The 20620-nt window shown below is 69.1% G+C and carries 19 protein-coding genes; 15 read left to right on the top strand and 4 right to left on the bottom strand.

The window, feature by feature from the left end; translation table 11 throughout:
- Positions 1-2: 2 nt before the first annotated feature.
- Positions 3-1325: a hypothetical protein gene (locus tag FHT32_RS09640; RefSeq protein ID WP_176664422.1), complete on the bottom strand. Its 1323-nt coding sequence runs from the start codon at positions 1323-1325 to the stop codon at positions 3-5.
- A 34-nt stretch (positions 1326-1359) separates the two neighbouring features.
- Entirely contained in the window at positions 1360-1899 is a 540-nt protein-coding gene (locus tag FHT32_RS09635; protein WP_176664421.1) for a hypothetical protein, read from the bottom strand.
- Between the two features lie 155 nt (positions 1900-2054).
- Here FHT32_RS09635 and FHT32_RS09630 point away from each other — a divergent pair, with 155 nt between their 5' ends.
- The 3 genes from FHT32_RS09630 to FHT32_RS09620 all read left to right on the top strand — a co-directional run bounded on the left by FHT32_RS09630 (position 2055) and on the right by FHT32_RS09620 (position 4280).
- On the top strand, positions 2055-2630 hold the full coding sequence (locus FHT32_RS09630; RefSeq protein ID WP_371132161.1) for an RNA polymerase sigma factor: 576 nt from the start codon (positions 2055-2057) through the stop codon (positions 2628-2630).
- Between the two features lie 34 nt (positions 2631-2664).
- Positions 2665-3417 (top strand): anti-sigma factor domain-containing protein, encoded by a 753-nt coding sequence (locus FHT32_RS09625; RefSeq protein WP_176664419.1) that lies wholly within the window; start codon positions 2665-2667, stop codon positions 3415-3417.
- A 104-nt stretch (positions 3418-3521) separates the two neighbouring features.
- Positions 3522-4280: an SGNH/GDSL hydrolase family protein gene (locus FHT32_RS09620; RefSeq protein WP_176664418.1), complete on the top strand. Its 759-nt coding sequence runs from the start codon at positions 3522-3524 to the stop codon at positions 4278-4280.
- Positions 4281-4312: 32 nt separating this feature from the next.
- Here FHT32_RS09620 and opgC read toward each other — a convergent pair whose 3' ends face one another.
- Complete coding sequence (gene opgC, locus FHT32_RS09615; protein WP_176664417.1) at positions 4313-5455, bottom strand: OpgC domain-containing protein; 1143 nt, start codon at positions 5453-5455, stop codon at positions 4313-4315.
- Positions 5456-5650: 195 nt separating this feature from the next.
- On the opposite strand from opgC, the gene FHT32_RS09610 reads away from it, so the two are divergent.
- From FHT32_RS09610 to FHT32_RS09555, 12 genes are all read left to right on the top strand, one after another.
- Positions 5651-11674 (top strand): MG2 domain-containing protein, encoded by a 6024-nt coding sequence (locus tag FHT32_RS09610; protein WP_176664416.1) that lies wholly within the window; start codon positions 5651-5653, stop codon positions 11672-11674.
- A gap of 11 nt (positions 11675-11685) precedes the next feature.
- Positions 11686-12327: a hypothetical protein gene (locus tag FHT32_RS09605; protein WP_176664415.1), complete on the top strand. Its 642-nt coding sequence runs from the start codon at positions 11686-11688 to the stop codon at positions 12325-12327.
- 23 nt (positions 12328-12350) lie between these two features.
- The gene (locus tag FHT32_RS09600; protein WP_176664414.1) at positions 12351-12785 is read left to right on the top strand and encodes a hypothetical protein; all 435 of its coding nucleotides are present in this window, start codon (positions 12351-12353) and stop codon (positions 12783-12785) included.
- A 155-nt stretch (positions 12786-12940) separates the two neighbouring features.
- On the top strand, positions 12941-13606 hold the full coding sequence (locus FHT32_RS09595; protein WP_176664413.1) for a hypothetical protein: 666 nt from the start codon (positions 12941-12943) through the stop codon (positions 13604-13606).
- Between the two features lie 43 nt (positions 13607-13649).
- Positions 13650-14057, top strand: coding sequence for a 2OG-Fe(II) oxygenase (locus tag FHT32_RS09590; protein WP_176664412.1), 408 nt, complete (start codon positions 13650-13652; stop codon positions 14055-14057).
- On the top strand, positions 14054-14407 hold the full coding sequence (locus FHT32_RS09585; protein WP_176664411.1) for an NIPSNAP family protein: 354 nt from the start codon (positions 14054-14056) through the stop codon (positions 14405-14407). The genes FHT32_RS09590 and FHT32_RS09585 overlap by 4 nt, the downstream gene beginning before the upstream one ends.
- A gap of 99 nt (positions 14408-14506) precedes the next feature.
- The gene (locus FHT32_RS09580) at positions 14507-14872 is read left to right on the top strand and encodes a nuclear transport factor 2 family protein (RefSeq protein WP_176664410.1); all 366 of its coding nucleotides are present in this window, start codon (positions 14507-14509) and stop codon (positions 14870-14872) included.
- A 70-nt stretch (positions 14873-14942) separates the two neighbouring features.
- Positions 14943-15860, top strand: coding sequence for a LysR family transcriptional regulator (locus FHT32_RS09575; RefSeq protein ID WP_176664409.1), 918 nt, complete (start codon positions 14943-14945; stop codon positions 15858-15860).
- Positions 15861-16004: 144 nt separating this feature from the next.
- Positions 16005-16688, top strand: coding sequence for a DUF4286 family protein (locus FHT32_RS09570; RefSeq protein ID WP_176664408.1), 684 nt, complete (start codon positions 16005-16007; stop codon positions 16686-16688).
- Positions 16689-16725: 37 nt separating this feature from the next.
- Positions 16726-18051 carry an MFS transporter gene (locus tag FHT32_RS09565; RefSeq protein ID WP_176664407.1) on the top strand — a complete coding sequence of 442 codons (1326 nt, stop codon included), beginning with the start codon at positions 16726-16728 and terminating at the stop codon, positions 18049-18051.
- A 21-nt stretch (positions 18052-18072) separates the two neighbouring features.
- Positions 18073-18792: a DUF2848 domain-containing protein gene (locus FHT32_RS09560; protein WP_256098951.1), complete on the top strand. Its 720-nt coding sequence runs from the start codon at positions 18073-18075 to the stop codon at positions 18790-18792.
- Complete coding sequence (locus tag FHT32_RS09555) at positions 18792-20150, top strand: amidase (protein WP_176664405.1); 1359 nt, start codon at positions 18792-18794, stop codon at positions 20148-20150. The genes FHT32_RS09560 and FHT32_RS09555 overlap by 1 nt, the downstream gene beginning before the upstream one ends.
- 12 nt (positions 20151-20162) lie before the next feature.
- Here FHT32_RS09555 and FHT32_RS09550 read toward each other — a convergent pair whose 3' ends face one another.
- Entirely contained in the window at positions 20163-20555 is a 393-nt protein-coding gene (locus FHT32_RS09550) for a four-helix bundle copper-binding protein (RefSeq protein WP_256098950.1), read from the bottom strand.
- Positions 20556-20620: the final 65 nt, after the last annotated feature.

Raw genomic sequence — 20620 nt, 5'->3', positions numbered from 1 at the left:
GCCTATGCCGTCTGCGCCGGCGGCGCCGCCGGCCGCAGCAGCCAGCGCACTTCCTGCGTCTGCTCGCTGTCGGGGTAGCGCGCTTCCATGGTCGTGAGGATCGGCTGCGCCATGTCGGCGCGGCCAAGCCCCTGCACCAGCGCGCGCGCCGCGAGCTCGTAAGCCTGCGGAATGGCCTCGTGCCCGCGGAAGCGCTTGTCGAAGCCCGACAGCAGCGCCAGCGTGGCGTGCGCGTCGCCGTTGCGCCATTCGGCGCGGGCCATGGCAATGACCATGGCCGGGTCGTCGAGCGCAAAAGCCTTGTCGCGCTCCTTGCAGGCCTTGAAGACCTTGAGCGCCTCGGAGCCCAGGTCGCGCCGCATCAGCAGCGGTATGAAGCGCTTCGCCTGGTCGAGCATGGTGTCTTTTTTCTCGGGCATCAGCGCCAGCACGCGGTGGTAGCGGCGCTGCGCCGAGAGGTCGTTGGAGTCGGCCGTGCGCTGTGCCTCGTAGGCCGTGCCCAGCGCCGCGGCGAGGTCGCCTTCGGTGATGAACTGAGCCACCTCGGCGTCGATGCGCTGCGCCTCGATCTGCGCGGGCGTGCGGCGGTCGGCCGGCGCGCCGTCGGGCAGTTCGCTGCCCGGCACAGCGTCGAAGCCGAAGGCGTCATGGTGCTGGAACATCACGTAGCCCAGCAGGCTCGCCATCACCCAGCCGAAGTAGATGAAGGCGAAGTTGACGATCGGCAGCACGATGCGCCCGTCGAACATCGGCAGCACCATCGCCAGCGCCACCTGCGCGCCGGTGCTCAGCAGGAACAGGAAGAAGCACAGCAGCGCGTAGGGCCAGCCGATGGTGCGCATCGCGTCCATCACGTGGCCGGGGTTCATCGCCTGAAAGAAGCTGGCCGACTGCACCAGCACGATCACCGCCGCCGGGAAGGTGAAGGACATCACGAAGAGCCCCACCGTGCCCAGGATGGGCGCGTACCAGGCGAGCCAGCCGATCAGGAAGGCCTGCACCAGCGAGATGGCGAAGAGCTTCCAGGGCATGTAGATCCAGTCGTCGCTCGACTCTCGGCCGAAGTCGGCCGAGTCACGGATGCCGCGCGCGCCCAGCGCGATGATCTTGAAGCCGTAGCGGCTGGCCGCCAGCATGATGCCGACCTCGATCACGAAGAGCGCCAGCGCATCGGGCAGGAAGAAGATCGCGTCGAAGAGCAGGCTGCAGAACGACAGCAGCAGGCCGTAGGCCAGCGGCCGCATCTGGAAGGGAAAGGCGAAGAAGCTGTTCAGGCGGTGCCAGAAAGGCGGTGGCGACCGCAGCGCATCCTTGACGACGATCATGGCAACTCCCCTGCTTCCTTTTCTTTTCTTCTTGCTACTTGCGGAAGAAATCGCTCTGGCTCATGGCGCCGGCGCCGCCCATGCGCATCACCGTGGCCTCGTCGGCACGCACGAGGCGCATCTGGCCGAGTTCGCGCTCCAGGCGCTGGGTGAAGCTGGTCTTGTACTGCAGCAGCGACTCGCCCATCTTCAGCACGCTGGTGCCCTTGACGGTGGCGCTCTTGCGGTCGGGGGCCACCTCGATGCCGTCGATGTGGTACTCGTACTCGATGGTGAGGATGCCACCCATCCGTTCGCCGACCTTGCTGAAGGTCTCGAAGGCATCGCGGGTCGCCTGGCAAGCCTCGTCGCGGTTGTGGGAGCTCTCGACCGTCTTCCCCATCATCGTGGTCTTGCTCTCGATGCGGGCCTTGCGGCTGAGCTGCTTGCACAGCGCCTCGGCATCGCGCGAGTAGATGGCGTGGGCTTCCTTCTGGTAGTAATCGCGCACCATCGGCTCGTCGAGCTTGCGCCCGCCGATAAAGAAGTACCACGCGCCCACGCAGAGCGCGATCACGATCGCAATTTGCTTCATTCTTCTCCGTCCGCGCGTGCGCGGTCCCTCGGTTTTTGCAAGGCAGTATACGGTCACAAATGTTTCCAAAAGACTTCATTCGCGCGGCACATTGAATCCGGCCGCCCTGCCGCTCCGTATACCGGGCATGCGCATCGATGCTCCACAATCCGCGGATGCCAGCACCCAGCCCCGACGCCGAACTGATGGCGCTGATCGAGCGGATCGGCCATCGCGACGAAGCCGCCCTGCGGCAGCTCTACGACCGGACCTCCCCCCGGCTGATGGGCCTGGCGATGCGTGTGGTGCGTCAGCGCGAATGGGCGGAAGACGTGCTGCAGGAGAGCTTTCTGACAGTCTGGCGGGTTGCCGGCGACTACCGCGCCTCGCTGAGCCCGCCGCTGGCCTGGCTCGGGCTCATCGTGCGCAGCCGGGCGCTCGACCTATTGCGCCGCCGCGCCGCCGACCGCGCCCAGCTGACGCAGGAATTCGACGAGCAGATGGCCGACCAGCTCGAATCGGACGCACCCAGCCCGGCCGACACGGCCGATGCCAGCGAGCAGGCCTGGGCGCTGCACCAGTGCCTGAGCCAGCTAGAGGGCCGCCAGCGCGAGGTGGTCAGCCTGGCCTACCTGCGCGACATGAGCCATGGCGAGCTGGCCGAACAGCTCAGGCTGCCACTCGGCACGGTCAAGACATGGATACGGCGCGGGCTGGAGAAGCTGCGCGTCTGCATGGGGCGCTTTGCGTGAGAGCGATGGCGACGAAGAAAAAGACTGTCTCCCCATGAACCTCCTCGCACACCCCGAACTGCTCGAGCTGCTGGCGGCGAGCCACGCGCTGGGCACCCTGCGCGGCGGCGCCCGCCGCCGCTTCGAGGCCCTGGCGCGCGAACAGGCGCCGGTGCGCGCCGCCGCGCTGGTCTGGCAAGGCCGGCTCGCGAGCATGACGGAGCTGCAGCCCTCGGTCGCGCCCGATCCGGCCGTGTGGACCCGCATCCGCAACATGATCGACGCCGAGCAGTCGGCGCTCGCCCTGGAACGCCAGCGCGAAGCGGCCCGGGCCGCCGGCGAATCCCGCCAGGGCGGCTGGCTGCGCAGCCTCGCGCTGTGGCGAACCGCCACGGCCGCCGGCGCGCTGGCCACCGTGCTGGCCGTGGCGGTCGGCCTGAACCTGCGCGATCAGCTGCAGAACGCCCCCGCGGTGCAGTACGTGGCCGTGCTCAGCGACGACAAGGACGCGGCCTCGATGCTCGTGACCTTCGATCCGAAGAAGAAGCAGCTGGTGCTGCAGCGCGTGGGCAGCTACCGCGAAGGTGACGACAAGTCGCTGCAGCTCTGGGCCCTGCCACCGGGCGGCGCGCCGCGTTCGCTGGGCGTGCTCGGCAACGCGCCGGGCCTGCGCCTGGCGGCGTCGGAGTCCGACGTGGCCGTTCCGGCCCTGGCCATCTCGCTCGAAGCCAAGGGCGGCGTGCCGCCGGGCAGCGGACCGAAGGGGCCCATCCTGTTCAAGGGCGCGCTCATCGAGAAAACCCTCTAGGCGGGGCCCAGGCTGTCAACGATCGCGGCTGCTGGAGCGTCGTGAGGGAAAATCCGCCCAACAGTCGCCTTCCGCCCTTCATTTCCGTCTTTCCGATGCATCCGATGAAAACCGCGCTCGCCGCGGTCGCACTGCTGACCGCGGCGCTGGCCGCGAATGCCCAGTCTTCCTTCTTCCCCCAGGAATCCGAGACGGCCGCCGCCGAGGCAGCGGCCGCGCGCGACTACCTGGCCGCCAAGGACCGCTGGCACAACGAGCTCGCGGCCTTCGCGCGCGCCGACCAGGAGCGCTTTCCGGCGCCCGGCGGCGTGGTGTTCGTGGGCAGCTCCACGGTGCGCATGTGGAGCCGGCTGCAGCAGGACTTCGCGCGCGTTCCCGGCGGCGTGGTCAACCGCGGCTTCGGCGGCTCCACCCTGGCCGACTGCGCCCTGTTCGCGCGCGACCTGGTGGTGCGCTACAAGCCGCGCCAGGTGATGGTGTACGCGGGCGACAACGACCTGGCCGAAGGCCGCACGCCGCTGCAGGTGCTCGACAGCTTCGCGCGCTTCGCCAACGCGGTGCGCGCCGAGCTGCCCGACACGCGCATCAGCTTCATATCGGTCAAGCCCAGCCCTTCGCGCGAGCAGCTGATGCCGCAGATCCGGGAGACCAACCACGTCGTCGCGGCCTACCTGAACCTGCTGCCCAACAGCGAGTTCATCGACATCTACACGCCCATGCTGGGCGCCGATGGCCGTCCGCGGCCGGAGCTCTTCCGGGCCGACAGGCTGCACATGACGGATGAAGGCTACCGGCTGTGGCATGCGGTGATCGCGCCGCATCTCCCGGCCCCTCCGGCAACGCCGACGGCCGGGCTGCCCTGACCGGGCCGGACGAGGTTGGGTTCAGGCCGAGTTCAGGCCGGCGCGGGCTCCGACGGCACGTCGTCCGCCGGCGGCGGCACGTCGGCACCGCGCGTGAAGCGCGCCACGAAATACATCCCCGAGAACACCGCCGCCAGCAGCAGGCCGTCGCCCCACCAGGGCCGCGCCGTCTGGCTGTCGCCGTAGAAGGCCAGCACCAGCAGCACCGCCACGAGGTGCGCGCAGAACACCGGCAGCGAGGCCGAGCCCATCGCCTCCAGCCAGCGCAGCCGCGGGATGCGGCGCATCAGCCAGGGCCCGAAGCGCACCGCCAGGATGCCCAGCGCCACCAGGTTCACCAGACGCAGCGGGCCGAGCTGCCACTTGTCGAACAACAGGTTCAGCTCTACGTCGCCGCCGAACGGCGCCTGCCCATTGATGCCGGTGTGGCGCCAGTAGAGGCCGTAGAGCGCGATGCCCGCCGCCAGCGCCACCAGCCAGACCGGAAAGCGCAGCGGCCGCGCGCCCGGATCGTTGCGGGTCGCGCCGATGCACAGTCCCGCGAACCACAGGAACTGCCACGCATAGGTGTTGAACGCGCCCATCTCGTGGAAGGGCACCGGCACGCCCAGGTAGTGCACGGCCAGCCCGTAGACCCATTCGCTGATGCCGAACTGCGCCGCCGCCCAGACCGTGGCGCTCGCCACCATCACCCAGGTCCAGCCGTGGCGCATGGCGAAGGCCAGCACCCAGGGGCTCATGAGCATGAAAAAGATGTACATCGGCAGGATGTCGAGCAGCGCCGGCTCGTAGATGAGCAGCAGCCCGTAGATGAAGCCCTCGCGCGGCTCGGCCAGGTAGTAAGACACCAGGTTCTTCACCGCCGGCTGGTCGATGTGCAGGCCCACCGCGGTGATCACGGTGAAGAGGAACAGCAGGGTCGCCGCCTGGGCCAGGTAGACCTTGAGCACGCGCCGCCAGAAGGCCTGGCGCATCGAGTCGACGCCGCGCACGTGGCCGATGCGGCTGTACACCAGGCCGGCGACGAAGGCCGACAGCAGCACGAAGCCCTCGGCGGCCGAGACGAAGCCGAAGGGCTGGCCCAGCGGATCGGTCAACCGCGTGGGCAGGTGGGTGACGGTCATCAGCACGAGCATCAGCCCGCGCAAGGCGTCTATTTCCCAGTAGCGTTTCATCGGTCGGCGGCGAGGTCTTGATTGCGGTCCGCGCGGCGCACGCACGACGGCCCCGATTGTAAGAAGAGCTGTGTAAAGCCCACGGTGCCCCCCGCGCCCGGCGACCGGGCCAACGGCCTATGACTGTTGGCACTCCCGAACCGTCGTGCAAATCGGCTACGCTGCGCGCTGCCTCTCAGGTGGAGATATAAAAAAGTGAACCGTTTCCTTCCAACATTGCTCCTGGCCGGCGGCGTTCTTGCGTCCGGCCCGGGCCATGCCCTCCAGATCGTCAGCCTCTCGCCACAGGGCGAAGTGGCGCGCGTGCGCCAGGTGGTCGCCAAGTTCGACCAGCCCGCCATCAACTTCGGCGACCCCAAGGCGCCCGCTCCGCTCGCGGTGAGCTGCAACGACGCCCAGGCCGCCAAGGGCACCGGGCGCTGGACCGACGCCAAGGCCTGGGTCTACGACTTCGAGAACGACCTGCCGCCCGGCGTGCGCTGCACGGTCACCCGCATTCCCACCTTCAAGCCCGCCAGCGGCGAGCTCACCGGCCCCGAGCGCTACCAGTTCAACACCGGCGGCCCCTTCGTGCGCAACTACATGCCGGGCAGCTACAGCCGCATCGACGAGCAGCAGATGTTCATGCTGGAGCTCAACGGCGCGGCCACGCTGGAGAGCGTGCGCCAGAACGTCTGGTGCACGGCCGACGGCGTGGGCGAGCGCATTCCCGTGAAGCTGCTCGACGGCGAGCAGCGCGCCGGCCTGCTCAAGGCCTTCGGCCGCGACAAGGCCGCCGAGAAAGATCCGCTGCGCTTCGTCACGATGCAGTGCAACCGCACGCTGACGCCCGGCGCCAAGGTGCAGGTCGTCTACGGCAAGGGCGTTGCCACGCCCTCGGGCGTTGCCAACAACGTGGAGCGCCGCATCGAGTTCCAGGTGCGCGAGCCCTTCGCCGTCTCCTTCAGCTGCGAGCGCGAGAACGCGCAGGCCGCCTGCCTGCCGCTGCGCCCGATGCAGCTGACGTTCAACGCGCCGGTCACGCGCAAGCTGGCTTCGCAGATCGAGCTCAAGGGCAACGGGCAAACCGTCAAGGCCCAGCTCGAAGGCGGCACGCAGAGCGACGACGACGTGGTCAACGGCGTGTACTTCGGCCCGCCGCTGGCCGAGAGCACGCAATACAGCATCGAGCTGCCCTCGAAGTTCGAGGACGCCTCGGGCCGTCCGCTGGCCACGCCCGGCAACTTCCCGCTGAAGGTGGCCACCGGCGCGATGCCGCCGCTGGCCAAGTTCGCCGCCTCGCCCTTCGGCGTGGTCGAGCGCCTGGCCGAGCCCGACACGCCGGCCATGATGCCGGTCACCGTGCGCCGCGTGGAACCGAAGCTGATGGTGAACGCGCTCACGCCCGGCAAGGTGAGCGACATGAACCCGAAGACCGACGCGGAAATCATCGCGTGGTTCCGCAAGGTCCGCCGCTACGACAGCTTCACCGTCTCGCGCGAACAGGCGCGCAAGGACGTGAAGGGCCCGCTGCCCCCGGTCATCGACAAGGACGACCGCACCACGCTGCAGACCCGCATGCTGTCGCTGCTGGCCGGCCAGCCGGGCGTGAAGGCGCTCGACATGCCCAAGGCCGACGGCGGCGATCCGCGCCCCTTCGAGGTCATCGGCATCCCGCTGACGCCGGGCTTCCACGTGCTCGAAATCGCCTCGCAGAAGCTGGGCGAGGCGCTGCTCGACGAGCGCTACAACGCCGGGCGCACGATGTACGTGCGCACCACCGCGCTGGCCACCAACCTGGCGGTGCACTTCAAGCTGGGCCGCGAGAACTCGATGGCCTGGGTCACCACGCTGGACAAGGGCAAGGTCGTGGCCGGCGCCGAAGTGCGCGTCTCCAGCTGCGACGGCAAGGCCGTGGCCACCGGCACCACCGACGCCAACGGCGTCGTCATGCTCAGCGGCGTCTCGCCGCAGGCGCCCTCGTGCAACGGGCCGAACGAATACGACAACGGCGCCTGGTTCGTCAGCGCCCGCGCCAAGGACGAGAAGGGCGTGGAAGACCTCGCCTTCACCTGGAGCGACTGGCAGCGCGGCATCGAGCCCTGGCGCTTCAACGTGCCGACCAGTCTGCAGGCCGAGGCCGACCGCGTCGCCCACACCATCTTCGACCGCACGCTGCTGCGCGCCGGCGAGACGGTGTCGATGAAGAGCCTGATCCGCACGCAGACCAGCAAGGGCTTCGGCTTGCCCGAGAACCGCCCCGACACGCTGGTCATCACCCACGTGGGCAGCGGCCAGCGCTTCACGCAGCCGCTGAACTGGCGCAAGACCGCCACCGGCGGCCTGAGCGCCGAGAACAGCTTCGCCATTCCACCGGCCGCCAAGCTCGGCGTGTACGCGGTGATGCTGCGCACCGGCGGCGGCAAGGACGCCAACGGCGAAGATGAAGGCGATGGCGACGACGGCTACGGCCGCAGCTTCTCCACCGGCAGCTTCCGCGTCGAGGAATTCCGCCTGCCCGTGCTCGAAGGCCGCATCGCGCCCACCGAGAAGAAGCCGCTGGTGGCCGCCACCAGCGTGCCCGCCGACGTGCAGATCAACTACGTCTCCGGCGGCGGCGCGGCCAACCTGCCGGTGCGCGTGTCGGCCATGGTGCGCGGCAAGAGCCTGAGCTTCCCCGACTACGACGCCTTCAGCTTCAACCCGCCGCGCGCCACGCAGGGCGAAGGCAGCGAGGCTGCAGCGCCCGCGTCGGATTCGAACGCGGGCGAGGAAGACCTCAACAGCGTGAACGACACCCGCGTGATCGCAGACAAGCTGCCGCTCACGCTGAACAAGGACGGCGCCGGCAAGGTCACCATCGACAAGGTGCCGAAGGTCAAGGCCGCGCGCGAGCTGCTGCTCGAAGCCACGTACGCCGACCCGAACGGCGAGGTGCAGACCATCCGCAGCACGCAGACGCTGTGGCCCGCTTCGGTCATCGCCGGCATCAAGACCGAAGGCTGGGTCTCCACGGCCCAGAAGCTGAAGTTCCAGGCGCTGGCGCTCGACCTCTCGGGCAAGCCCCAGGCCAACGTGACGCTCAACGTGCGCGCCGTGGCGCGCATCACCACCACCAGCCGCAAGCGCATGGTGGGCGGCTTCTACACCTACGACAACAAGACCGAGACAAAAGACATCGGCACCGTCTGCAGCGGCAAGAGCGACTCGCGCGGCCTGCTGCTGTGCGAATCGGAGCTGAAGGAAGCGGGCGAGGTCGAACTCATCGCCAGTGCCACCGACAGCGAAGGCCGCGACGCCCGGGCCGTGAGCTCGGTCTACGTGACCAAGCAGGGCGAACTCTGGTTCGGCGGCGAGGACAACGACCGCATCGACGTGCTGCCCGAGAAGAAGAGCTACCAGCCCGGCGAGATCGCCAAGTTCCAGGTGCGCAGCCCCTTCCGCTTCGCGACCGCGCTGGTCGCGGTGGAACGCGAAGGCATCATCGAAACCCACGTGGTCAAGCTCGACGGCAAAGACCCGACCGTCACCCTCGAAGTGAAGCCCGAGTGGGGCCCGAACGCCTACGTGAGCGTGCTCGCGCTGCGCGGCCGCCTGCGCGAGGTGCCGTGGTACAGCTTCTTCACCTGGGGCTTCAAGTCGCCGCGCGAGTGGTGGACGGCCTTCTGGTACGAAGGCAAGGAATACGTGGCGCCGACCGCCATGGTCGACCTGAGCAAGCCCGCCTACCGCCTCGGCATGGCCGAGATCCGCGTCGGCACGCGCGCCCACCAGATCGACGTGACCGTCACCAGCGACAAGCCCAGCTACCCCATTCGCAGCAAGGCGCAGATCACCATCAGCGCCAAGCTGCCCGACGGCAAGCCCGCGGCCGGTGCCGAAGTGGCGCTGGCAGCGGTCGACCAGGCCCTGCTGGAGCTGATGCCCAACGACAGCTGGAACCTGCTCAACGCGATGCTGCAGCGCCGCAGCTGGGGCGTGAGCACATCCACCGCGCAGATGGAGATCGTCGGCCGGCGCCACTACGGCCGCAAGGCCGTGCCCGCGGGCGGCGGCGGCGGCAAGGGCCAGACGCGCGAACTGCTCGACACCCTGCTCGTGTGGAACCCGAAGGTGGTGCTCGACGCCAACGGCCAGGCCGTGGTGACGGTGCCGCTGAACGACGCGCTCACCACCTTCAAGATCGTGGCGGTGGCCGATTCGGGCGCCAACCTGTTCGGCACCGGACAGGCCAGCATCCAGGCCACGCAGGACCTGCAGATCATCAGCGGCCTGCCGCCGCTGGTGCGCGAGGACGACCAGTTCCGCGCCCAGGTCACCCTGCGCAACACCACGCAGAAGCCGATGAAGGTCGAGGCCACGCCGCGCGCCACCCTGCTCACGCTGGAGCCGCAGACGGTCGACATCCCGGCCGGCGAGGCACGCGAGGTGGCATGGACCGTGACCGCGCCCCCGCAGCTCGGGCAGACGCGCGCCGAAGCCATCCTGTGGGAGATCGAAGCCAAGGACATCAGCGGCGGCGCCCAAGGTGCGAGAGACGCGCTGAAGGTGCGCCAGCGCATCGTGCCTTCCGTACCGCTCACGGTGCAGCAAGCCACGCTGGTGCAGGTCGACGGGCCGTTCACGCTCGACGTGGCGCCACCCGCCGACGCCCTGCCCGGCCGCGGCGGCCTCAAGCTCTCGCTGCAGCCCAAGCTGGCCGAAGGCCTGCCGGGCGTGCGCGACTGGTTCGCGAACTACCCCTTCATCTGCCTCGAACAGAAGACCAGCAAGTCGGTCGGCCTGCGCGACGCGAAGATGTGGCAGGGCGTGCTGGCCCAGCTGCCGACCTACCTCGACAGCGACGGCCTGGCCAACTACTTCCCGCCGCGCGACGGCGAGGCCAACCGCGGCAGCGACATCCTCACCTCGTACCTGCTCGCGGCAACGGATGAAGCGGCCCAGCTCAACCCCGCCTTCGCGCTCGCCGACGACGTGCGCGCACCGATGGAGTCGGGCCTGATCGCCTTCGTCGAAGGCCGCATCACGCGCGACTTCTGGAGCCCGCGCAAGGACCTCGACGTGCGCAAGCTGGCTGCGCTCGAAGCGCTCTCGCGCTACGGCAAGGCCCGTGGGGCAATGGTCGGCAGCATCACCATCGCGCCGAACCAGTGGCCCACCAGCGCAGTGATCGACTGGCTCAACATCCTCAAGCGCGTGAACGACGTGCCGCAGCGCCAGCAGCGCCTGGACGAGGCCAACAACGTGCTGAAGGCGCGCCTGTCGTACCAGGGCACCAAGCTGATCTTCAGCACCGAGCAGGACGACTACTGGTGGTGGCTGATGACCAACGGCGACGTCAACACCGCCCGCCTGCTGCTCAGCGTGATGGACGACCCGGCCTGGAAGGACGACATCGGCAAGCTCGCCAACGGCTTCATCGGCCGCCAGCAGAACGGCGCCTGGCACACCACCACCGCCAACCTGTGGGGCGGACTGGCGCTGGAGAAGTTCAGCAAGGTGTTCGAGAGCACGCCGGTAGCCGGCGTCACCGCCGCCACGCTCGGCGCGGTGAAGGCGCAGGTCGACTGGAGCAGGGTCGACCGCGTGAAGACCAGCGACGCGGCCGGCGCGCCCAACCAGAGCACCTTCTTCGGCGCACCCGCCTCGCCGGGCAACCTGAAGAACAACACGATGTTCCTGCCGTGGGCCGCGTCGCCTTCGGGCGCCCCCGTGCGCGACACGCTGCTGGTGACGCAGCAAGGCACCGGCAAGCCGTGGCTCACGCTGCAGTCGATCGCCGCCGTGCAGCTGAAGGCGCCGTTCGCGGCCGGCTACGCCATCAAGAAGACCATCACCCCGGTCGAGCAGGCCACCGCCGGCAAGTACACGCGCGGCGACGTGCTGCGCGTGACGCTGGAGGTGAACGCCAGCGCCGACATGACCTGGGTCGTCATCAGCGACCCGATCCCGGGCGGCGCCACCATCCTCGGCGGCGGCCTGGGCCGCGACTCGCAGATCGCCACCCAGGGCGAGAAGAAGTCGGGCGCCGGCTGGCCGGCCTTCGAGGAGCGCAGCTTCGAGGCCTTCCGCAGCTACTACGAGTACCTGCCCAAGGGCGTGGTGAAGATGGAATACACCGTGCGCCTGAACAACGTCGGCGACTTCGCCCTGCCGCCGAGCCGCGTGGAGGCCATGTACGCGCCCGAGATGTTCGGCGAGACGCCGAACGCCCGGGTGAAAGTCGAAGCAGCCAAGTAAGGAAACACACCGTGGGCCTTGCCATCAGCGTCGGCGTGCTCGTCGACCTGCTCCAGAACGATCCCGAAGGGGCCGAATGGCTCCAGCAGGGGCTGACCGTAGCGAACGAGGTGCTCGCAGCGGCGGATCTTCCGCCGCACCACGAGCCCCGCGAGCTGCCGCCGATGCACTCGCGCGCGTCGATCGGCGGCTTTCCGTACTCGTTCATCCACTACCTGCGCCGGGCCTATGCAATCCGCGCGGCCGAGCCCGGCTGGGTGGCGACGCCGGTGGAAGACGACGTCGATCCCTCGCAGGATCCGGCAGTCGACGACGCGCTGTCGGACATGCAGAGCCACTTGGTCTGCCACTCTGACGCGGAGGGCTACTACGTGCCGGTCGATTTCGACGAAGTCCTGTATGCCGAACCGGGCCAGGAACTGCCCGGCGGCATCCTCGGCTCGTCCTACCGCCTGCGCGACGAATTGGTGCTGGTGGCGCCCGCCCTCGGCATCGAACTGGCCGACGGCGAGCTGTCGGACGAAGAAGCCGCGCGCATCGCACGCCTGATCGATGCCGACGGCGGCCTCTACCGGGAATACGTGTCGTGGCTGCGGCTCTACGAATCGGCCCGGCTGAGCATTGCGCACAAGACGGCGATCGTCTTCAACTGAGCAGTTCGCCCGCTCCGGCTGACATGAACGACATCCGCCTGGCGCTCGCAGGACTCCTGCTGCCCTTGTCGGCGCTGGCCGCATCGGGCGATGCGCCGGTATCCGTCGACTACCGCTGCCTGACGGAATCCTCCGGGCAATCGATCCGCCTGGAGTGGCGCGTGTTTTCCGACCCGAACAGCAACTGGTCGGGCGGCTACGTCAGGTACAAGGGGTCGTCGCGCGTGATCACCATCGTGCCGGTGAAGAACGAGGTCGGCGACAAGCCCGAGGGCCGGCCGTGGGAGTACATCACCACCTGGGCAGAGATCGTCGACGGCCGCATCGCAGGCCAGTACGTCGTGACGACCCAGGGCGCCAACATCTACGGCTTCGACTACAAGAACCTGCGCAGCGGCAAGCAGTATTCGTTCTCGCAGGACATCGGCTCCGACGACGGCAAGAAGTGCAGCTGGTAATGCTGGCGATGCCCGAGCCCGTCTTGTCGAAGCCTTTCGCGGCTGCGGCGACTACCTGTGCAGGACGGGAGCGCTGAAGAAGCATCAATCGGTCATCGCTCCTTCACCGGCCGCCCTCACCATCGCGGCGAACCCACAACCTGGAGGACAACATCATGGGCCTGGCTGTCTGCGTCGGCATGCTCGCCGAACTGCTGGAAGACGATCCCGAAAGCGCCGAGGGCTTCGAGGAGGAACTGGCCGAAGTCAACCGCGTGCTCGCAGCCGCGGGGCTTCCCCCGCACACCGAACCGCGCGGGCCGCTCGAACTCGACTCGCGCGCGTCGATCGACAGTTTTCCGTACTCCTTCATCCACTACCTGCGCCGCGCCTATGCGCACCGCGTGCTGTCGCCCGACTGGGTGGCCACGCCGCTGGCCGACGACGTCGACCCCACGGCCGATCCGAAGATCCAGGCGCTGCTCGACGGCTGCGAGAGCCATCTGCTGTGCCATTCGGATGCGGAAGGCTTCTACGTTCCCATCGATTTCGACGAAGTGCTGTTCGACGAGGAAAGCGGCAGCGGCGAGGATGAAGAAGCCGGCGGGCTGCCCGGCGGCATGCTCGGCTCGTCCCAGCGGCTGCTCGACGAGCTGGTGTTCGTCGCCCCCGCGCTGGGCATCCGCCTCGAGAACGGCAAGCTCTCCGACAAGGAAGCCGAACGCATCGACGACCTGGTCGAGGAAGACGACGGCCTGTACCGCGAGTACGTGTCCTGGCTGCTGCTGTACGAATCGGCGCGGCTGAGCATCGAGCACAAGACGGCGATCGTCTTCTGCTGAATCGGTTCAGAATGCGCGGCCTGGAGGCTCCCCGACATCCCGCATGAGTTTCGCCGCCGAACTGCGCAGCTATTTCTCCCTGGCCTTCCGCTGGCAGCGCGGACGCCAGGGCTCGGGATACGACAAGATGCTGCTGCTCACGGCGCGCTGGCCGCTGCCGTTCGACAGCTACCTCATCCGCTACCCCGAGGGCTCGGAGATTCCGCCGCATACCGACCCGGTGCAGGCCGGGCGGCACTACCGGCTGAACATCGTGCTGAAGTCGCCGCGCTCGGGCGGCGAGTTCGTCTGCGCCACGCCGATCTTCGCGACACGGCGCATCAAGCTGTTCCGCCCCGATGCCTGCGAGCACAGCGTGACGCGGGTGGTGGGCGGCAGCCGCTATGTGTTCTCGCTCGGCTGGGTGTTGCGGCCGGGCAGGTCCGACGCTGGAGAAAGGCCGCCGCCATGAAGCAGATGCTGCTGGAGATCCGAACCTACCGGCTCAAGCCCGGCACCCTCGATGCCTTCCACCAGGCCATGCACGAACGCGCGGTGCCGATGCTGCGCGACAGGGGCATGGACGTGGTTGCCTACGGCGGGTCGGACCACGAGGAGGAGACCTACCACCTCGTGCGCGCCTATGCCGACCGCGCAGCGCTCGAAGCCGAGCAGGCCGCGTTCTACGGCTCCCCGGAATGGCGCGACGGACCGCGCGGCGCGCTGGTGGATCGCATCGAGACCTACCTGAACACCTTGCTGTGGGCCTCGCCCGAAGCCGTGGACAGCATGCGCGCGCTCAACGGCCCCGATTCCCGCTGAGAAACAAAAGCCGGGAAAAGACAGGCACCGCAGGCCTAAACTGCGCCCCCGGTCTTCGTTCGTTCGCTCGTTCCCTCCCAACGTTCGCAGGAGAAACTCATGAACACCAAGGAAATCGCCGACAAGCTCGTGGCGCTGTGCAAGGACGGAAATTTCGAAGGCGCCCAGGTGCTCTATGCACCCGAGGCCGTGAGCGTCGAGGCCAGCGCCCCGCCCGGCCAGGCGCGCGAGGCGGTCGGGCTCGCGGCCATCAGGGCCAAGGGCGAATGGTGGACCGCCAACCATGAAGTGCATGCCATGCAGGTCGCCGGCCCGTGGCCTCACGACGACCGCTTCATCGTCGGCTTCCGCTTCGACGTGACGATGAAAGCCACCGGCCACCGCTTCACCATGGAGGAAATGGCGCTCTACACCGTCAAGGACGGGAAGATCGTGCGGGAAGAGTTCTTCTACGACGCCGGCTAGCAAGCGGCAGCGGTAGGACGCAAGTTCTCGTGCAGGCGCGATGCGGGCAGAATGGCCCGCAGGTGCCCTCATGAACACAAGATTTGTAGAAGCCTTTCTCTGGGCCGCGCGGCTGGGCAGCTTCCGCGCCGCGAGCGACCGGCTCCACATCACGCAGGCGGCGGTGTCCAACCGCGTCGCCTCCCTCGAAGAAGACATCGGTGCGCGCCTGTTCGAACGCGACGCGCGCGAGCTGCGGCTCACGCCCGTCGGCGTGCGGCTGATGGACTACGGCGAGCGGCTGCTGGAGCTGCGCCGCGAGATCGTCTCGCTCGGCCGTCCACGGGAGGACATCCTCGGGCTGGTGCGCATCGGCGCCATCGAGACCGTGGTTCACACCTGGCTGCTGGGCTTCCTGACCAACCTGCGCTCCACCTATCCGGGCATCGAGGTGCAGCTGACCTCCGAGACCACTCTGGCGCTGCACCGCGGGCTGCGCGAAGGCGCGCTCGACATCGCGCTGCAGACCGACCACATCGCCGGCGCGGGCATCGTGAGCACGCCCTGCCTGCCGATGCCCATGGGCTGGGTCGGGCCGCCCGGTGCCGAGGGCACGCAGACCGTCGAGCAGCTGCTGCGCCAGCCCGTGCTCACGATGAGCCCCGGCTCGCAGCCGCACGAGGCGCTGAAGAACCTCTTCCGCGCGGCGGGCATTCCGCTGGGCAAGGTGCACTGCGTGAGCTCGATCTCGGCACTTGCGCGGCTGGTGAAGGCGGGCTTCGGCAACGCGCTGGTGCCTCTGCCGCCCTGCTATGAATACGTGGCCACCGGAGACGTGCGGATCATCGAGTGCGATGCGCTCATCTCGCCCCAGCGCATCGTCGTGAGCCACCTCGAAGCCGCCGACTCCGATGCCATCCGGCTCGTGGCCGAGCTGGCCTGCCGGGCCTCCGACCAGTTCACGACCTCGGCCGTCGCACCAACATGGAGCGCCTCCACAGAGGGTTAACCCTCGAAATGGCGCATCCAGGCCCCGAAAAGGGGCCAGTAATTCTTGTGGCTGTCGCCCAGAAAAACTCGTTTGTGACAGTCCGACCCTGCGACGGAAGATCGCGCCTTCATTTTTTCGAAGGCCCGACGCTCTTCCGCCGCCATGAACACCACTGACTCCCCTTCTTCCGCAGCAGCGACGGCAAACGGCATGCTGTTCGTCGCGTCCGACGTGGAGCCGGCCGACGAGGTCGACTTCAACCGCTGGTACGACCAGGAGCACGTGGAAGAGCGCGTGCGCATTCCAGGCTTTCTCTCGGGCGCGCGCTACTTCTCGCTCGAGGGCGGGCGCAAGTACCTGGGCCTGTACCGCACCGAATCGCTCGCGGTGTTCGGCTCGCCCGGCTACCGCGCCGCGTTCGAGAAGCAGACGCCGTGGTCGGTCGCCAACCTCGAGCGCATGCGCCAGCCGGTGCGCCGCGTGTGCGCCGTGGGCGCGGTGACGGGCTTCGGCAGCGGCAGCCACGTGGTCGTGCTGCCGCTGGCCGCAGCCGCCGATGCCGGGGCTCTGGTGCAAGGCGCCGAGCGCATCGGCCAGCAGCTGAGGAAGGAGCAGGCAGGCTTCGTGCAGTCGTACCTGCTCGTGCCCGATGCCGCGCTGAGCACGCCGCTGCCGCGCGAATCCACCGAAGGCCGCGTGCTGCAGCCGCTGCTGGTGATCGAGACCAGCAGCGAAGCCGCGGCCCGCGCCGCGCGCGCCGCGGCCGCCTCCGCTCTAGACGCCGATCCCGCCACCGGCTGGCTGCTCTCGCTCGGCTGGAAGCTGGGCGCGGGCGAGCTGGCCTGAACCGACTTCCATGTCTTCACCGAACAAAGGTATTTCCATGACCGAACATGTTCTCTCCGCTGCGGCCACCGCAGCCACGCCGCCTGCGCACGGGTCCGCGAAGATGGGCCGGCTGGCCATGGCCAGCTCCATCGGCACCACGCTGGAGTGGTACGACTTCACCGTCTACAACATCATGGCCGCGCTGGTCTTCAACGCGGTGTTCTTCCCGTCGTTCGACCCGCTCACCGGCACCATCCTCGCGTTCTCGACCTACGCTGTCGGCTACATCTCGCGTCCGCTGGGCGGCGTGGTGTTCGGCCACCTCGGCGATCGGCTGGGCCGGCGCTTCGTGCTGGTGGCCACGCTGGTCATCATGGGCGTCTCCACCGGGCTGATGGGCCTGCTGCCCACCTACGCGAGCTGGGGCATCTGGGCGCCTGTCGCGCTGGTGGCGCTGCGCTTCGTGCAGGGCGTGGCGCTCGGCGGCGAATGGGCCGGCGCGGTGCTGCTGTCGATGGAGCACGGCAAGCCCGACGAGCGCGGCCGCAACGCCTCGTTCACGCAGGTGGGCCCCTCGTGCGGCACGCTGATCGGCACCGGCTTCATCGCCGCCGTGTCGGCCTGGCTGAGCCCGGAAGACTTCCAGAACTGGGGCTGGCGCATTCCCTTCATCTCCAGCGTGGCGCTGGTGCTGTTCGGCCTGTGGCTGCGCCGCGGCGTGGACGAGACGCCGGTCTTCCGCGAGATGGAAGAGAAGAAGGCCACGGCCAAGACGCCCATCAAGGAAGTGCTTACCCAGCACTGGCGCCGCCTGCTGGTGGCCGGCGGCTCGCGCATCGGCTCCGACGTGCTGTATGCGCTGGTGGTGGTGTTCACGCTGACCTACGTGACGACGGTGCTGCACCTGTCGCGGCCGCTCGCGCTCACCGCCACGATGATCGGCGCGGCCTGCAACGCGATCGCGGTGCCGTGGTTCGGCAGCCTCTCCGACCGCATCGGCCGCCGCCCGGTCTACATCGCCGGCGCGCTGCTGGGCATGGTGTGGGCCTTCGTGTTCTTCGTGCTGATGGACAGCGCGCACCCGGTCGCGATCTGCGCGGCGGTGGTGGTGGGCCTCCTGATCCACGCGATGATGTACGGCCCGCAGGCCGCCTTCGTCACCGAGCAGTTCCCCGGCCGCGTGCGCTACGCCGGCGCCTCGCTGGCCTACACGCTGGCGGGCATCGTGGGCGGCGGCTTCGCGCCGCTGATCATCGCGAGCCTGTTCAAGTCCTGGGGCAGCACGGTGGCCGTGTCGTTCTACGTGGTGGCCGCGCTGGGCGTGACGCTGATCGCCCTCGCGGTGGCCCGCGAAACCGCCAAGCGCCCGCTGGAGAGCTGATCGATGGCGAGCACGAACAACATGAATTCCCTGTTGCGCTTCGCCTGCGAGAGCATCGCCGACGACGGCACGCACTCCGCGGCCATCCACCTCGTCGCGCCCCGCGCGCTGGTGGTGGCCGGCTGGACCGGCCGCGACATTGCCGCCATCGAGCACCACATCGAGGAGCTTGCGGCGCTCGGCGTGCCGCGCCCTTCGAGCGTGCCGCTGTACTACCGCGTGGCGGCCCAGTTGCTGACGCAATCGCCCGCCATCGAGGCGCTGGGCGACCAGAGCTCCGGCGAGGCCGAGCCGGTGCTGTTCTTCTCGCAGGGCGAGTGGTGGCTGAGCGTGGCCTCGGACCACACCGACCGCCAGGTCGAGAGCTACTCGGTGGCCGTGTCGAAGCAGATGTGCGCCAAGCCCGTGGCCGAGACCGCCTGGCGCTGGCGCGACGTGCAGGCCCACCAGGACACGCTGGAGCTGCGCTCGCGCATCCTCGAAGACGGCCGCTGGATCGACTACCAGCGCGGCACGCTCGCCTCGATCCGCCCGCTGGCCGGCCTGCGCGACGGCATGCCCGGCGCAGGCTCCGCGCCCGAGGGCCTCTTCATGACCTGCGGCACGCTGGGCGCGCTGCCCAACGCGAAGGGCGAAGGCATCCGACCCGCCGCGCAGATGGAAATCGAACTGCACGACCCGAAGCTCCGGCGCCGCATCGTGCATCGCTATGCGGTGGAAGCACTGCCGGTGGTGGCGTGATGACGACGAAGAACGGCTTCACCATTCCGGCCCTGCGCGAACGCATCGCGCGCGGCGAGTTGTCGCACGAGGCGCTGGTCGAGCAGGTGCTCGATGCCGCAGCGCAGCCCGCCGCGGCCCATGTCTTCACGCGGCTCTACGCCGACGCGGCCCGCGCCGCCGCGCGCCATGCCGACGCCGCGCGCAAGGCGGGCATCGAGCTCGGCCCGCTCGCGGGCCTGCCCGTCTCGGTCAAGGATCTCTACGACGTGGCCGGCGAGACCACCATGGCCGGCTCCGCCGTCTGCGCGGGCGAGCCGCCGGCCGCGCGCGACGCGGTTGCCGTGGCGCGGCTGCGCGCGCAGGGCGCGGCCATCGTCGGCAAGACCAACATGACGGAGTTCGCGTTCTCGGGCGTGGGCATCAATCCGCACTACGGCACGCCGCGCAATCCGGCCGATGCACAGACGGCGCGCATTCCGGGCGGTTCGTCGTCCGGCGCCGCGGTGTCGGTGGCGCTGGGACTCGCGGTGGCGGGGCTGGGCTCGGACACGGGCGGCTCGATCCGCATTCCCGCCGCGCTGTGCGGGCTGGTCGGCTTCAAGAGCACGCAGTCGCGCGTGCCGCGCACGGGCGCCTTCGAACTCGCGCGCTCGCTCGACACGGTGTGCGCCATGGCGCGCAGCGTGGAAGACTGCCTGGCCGCCGACGCCGCCATCGCCGACGCGCCGCTCGCGGTGCGCCGACGCTCGCTGCAGGGCACGCGCCTGGCCGTGCCGCGCACGCTGATGTTCGACGACATCGAACCCGCCGTCGCACGCGCCTTCGACGGTGCGCTGCAGGCGCTGTCGGCCGCGGGCGCGCAGATCGTGGACATCACGCTGGCCGAGCTCGCGGAGATCGCCACCGTCAACGCGCCCGGCGGCTTCTCGCCGGTGGAGGCATCGGCCGTGCATCGCGAACGCTTCGCCGCCAAGCGCGACGGTTTCGACTCGCGCGTGGCCGCCCGCATCGCCCTCGGCACCGAGGTGCGCGCGGCAGACTACATCGCCATGCAGGACCGCCGGAGAAACTGGATCGGCCGCGTCGAGCGCGCCATCGAGGGCTTCGACGCACTTGTGTGCCCGACCGTGCCGATCGTCGCGCCGCCCATTGCGGCGCTGGCGGAAGACGCGGCCTTCTTCAGGGCCAACGGCCTGCTGCTGCGCAACACCTTCGCGATCAACCTGCTCGACGGCTGCGCCTTCAGCCTGCCATGCCACGCGCCGGGCGATCTGCCGGTGGGGCTGATGCTGGCATCGGTGCGCGGCGACGACGCGCGGCTGGCCGCGGTGGCGCTGGCCGCAGAGGCGGCGCTGCAGCAACGCGCGCCGGGCTGACGGCCGATCCGCTCAAGCCGTGGCCATGCGCTGGCATTCGGCTTCGCACTGGTTGCAGGCCTCCGCGCAGCGGCTGCAGTGCGGCTGCGAATGGCTGGCGCATTCCGCGGCACAGAGCCTGCAGATGTCGGCGCACAGGCTGCAGATGAGGCCAGCGTTCTCGCTGTTCCTTGCCATGATGCCGGCGGCAGCGGTGCAGATCGCCGCGCAGTCCAGGTCCAGCAGCACGCAGCGGGCCATGCGCGCGCCCGCCCCTTCGGCGATGCACGCCGACGCGCAGCGTTCGCATGCCACGGCGCAGGCATTGCACAGCGCGATGCAGCGGTTGAGGCGGCCGGCATCCGCTGCGGACCCGGTGGCCCCGGTGCCGCGTTCCGCTGCTTCTTCGATGTTGGTGTTCGACATGGTGGGTGTCCTTTCGCGTTCGTTCTCCGCCCGGGCGCCGCGACAGGCTGTGGGAGATCGCCGCC

This window comes from Variovorax sp. SG517 (genome assembly GCF_013376045.1).
Taxonomy (GTDB): domain Bacteria; phylum Pseudomonadota; class Gammaproteobacteria; order Burkholderiales; family Burkholderiaceae_C; genus Variovorax.
The sequence above is the reverse complement of the archived record's forward strand: the minus strand, read 5'-3'. Positions and strand labels throughout refer to the sequence as shown.

Excerpts from the sequence above, each read along its gene's own strand:
- FHT32_RS09640 (WP_176664422.1), bottom strand. The coding sequence starts at position 1,325 with ATGATCGTCGTCAAGGATGCGCTGCGGTCGCCACCGCCTTTCTGGCAC.
- FHT32_RS09635 (WP_176664421.1), bottom strand. The coding sequence starts at position 1,899 with ATGAAGCAAATTGCGATCGTGATCGCGCTCTGCGTGGGCGCGTGGTAC.
- FHT32_RS09630 (WP_371132161.1), top strand. The coding sequence starts at position 2,055 with ATGCCAGCACCCAGCCCCGACGCCGAACTGATGGCGCTGATCGAGCGG.
- FHT32_RS09625 (WP_176664419.1), top strand. The coding sequence starts at position 2,665 with ATGAACCTCCTCGCACACCCCGAACTGCTCGAGCTGCTGGCGGCGAGC.
- FHT32_RS09620 (WP_176664418.1), top strand. The coding sequence starts at position 3,522 with ATGAAAACCGCGCTCGCCGCGGTCGCACTGCTGACCGCGGCGCTGGCC.
- opgC (WP_176664417.1), bottom strand. The coding sequence starts at position 5,455 with ATGAAACGCTACTGGGAAATAGACGCCTTGCGCGGGCTGATGCTCGTG.
- FHT32_RS09600 (WP_176664414.1), top strand. The coding sequence starts at position 12,351 with ATGAACGACATCCGCCTGGCGCTCGCAGGACTCCTGCTGCCCTTGTCG.
- FHT32_RS09595 (WP_176664413.1), top strand. The coding sequence starts at position 12,941 with ATGGGCCTGGCTGTCTGCGTCGGCATGCTCGCCGAACTGCTGGAAGAC.
- FHT32_RS09590 (WP_176664412.1), top strand. The coding sequence starts at position 13,650 with ATGAGTTTCGCCGCCGAACTGCGCAGCTATTTCTCCCTGGCCTTCCGC.
- FHT32_RS09585 (WP_176664411.1), top strand. The coding sequence starts at position 14,054 with ATGAAGCAGATGCTGCTGGAGATCCGAACCTACCGGCTCAAGCCCGGC.
- FHT32_RS09580 (WP_176664410.1), top strand. The coding sequence starts at position 14,507 with ATGAACACCAAGGAAATCGCCGACAAGCTCGTGGCGCTGTGCAAGGAC.
- FHT32_RS09575 (WP_176664409.1), top strand. The coding sequence starts at position 14,943 with ATGAACACAAGATTTGTAGAAGCCTTTCTCTGGGCCGCGCGGCTGGGC.
- FHT32_RS09570 (WP_176664408.1), top strand. The coding sequence starts at position 16,005 with ATGAACACCACTGACTCCCCTTCTTCCGCAGCAGCGACGGCAAACGGC.
- FHT32_RS09565 (WP_176664407.1), top strand. The coding sequence starts at position 16,726 with ATGACCGAACATGTTCTCTCCGCTGCGGCCACCGCAGCCACGCCGCCT.
- FHT32_RS09560 (WP_256098951.1), top strand. The coding sequence starts at position 18,073 with ATGAATTCCCTGTTGCGCTTCGCCTGCGAGAGCATCGCCGACGACGGC.
- FHT32_RS09555 (WP_176664405.1), top strand. The coding sequence starts at position 18,792 with ATGACGACGAAGAACGGCTTCACCATTCCGGCCCTGCGCGAACGCATC.
- FHT32_RS09550 (WP_256098950.1), bottom strand. The coding sequence starts at position 20,555 with ATGTCGAACACCAACATCGAAGAAGCAGCGGAACGCGGCACCGGGGCC.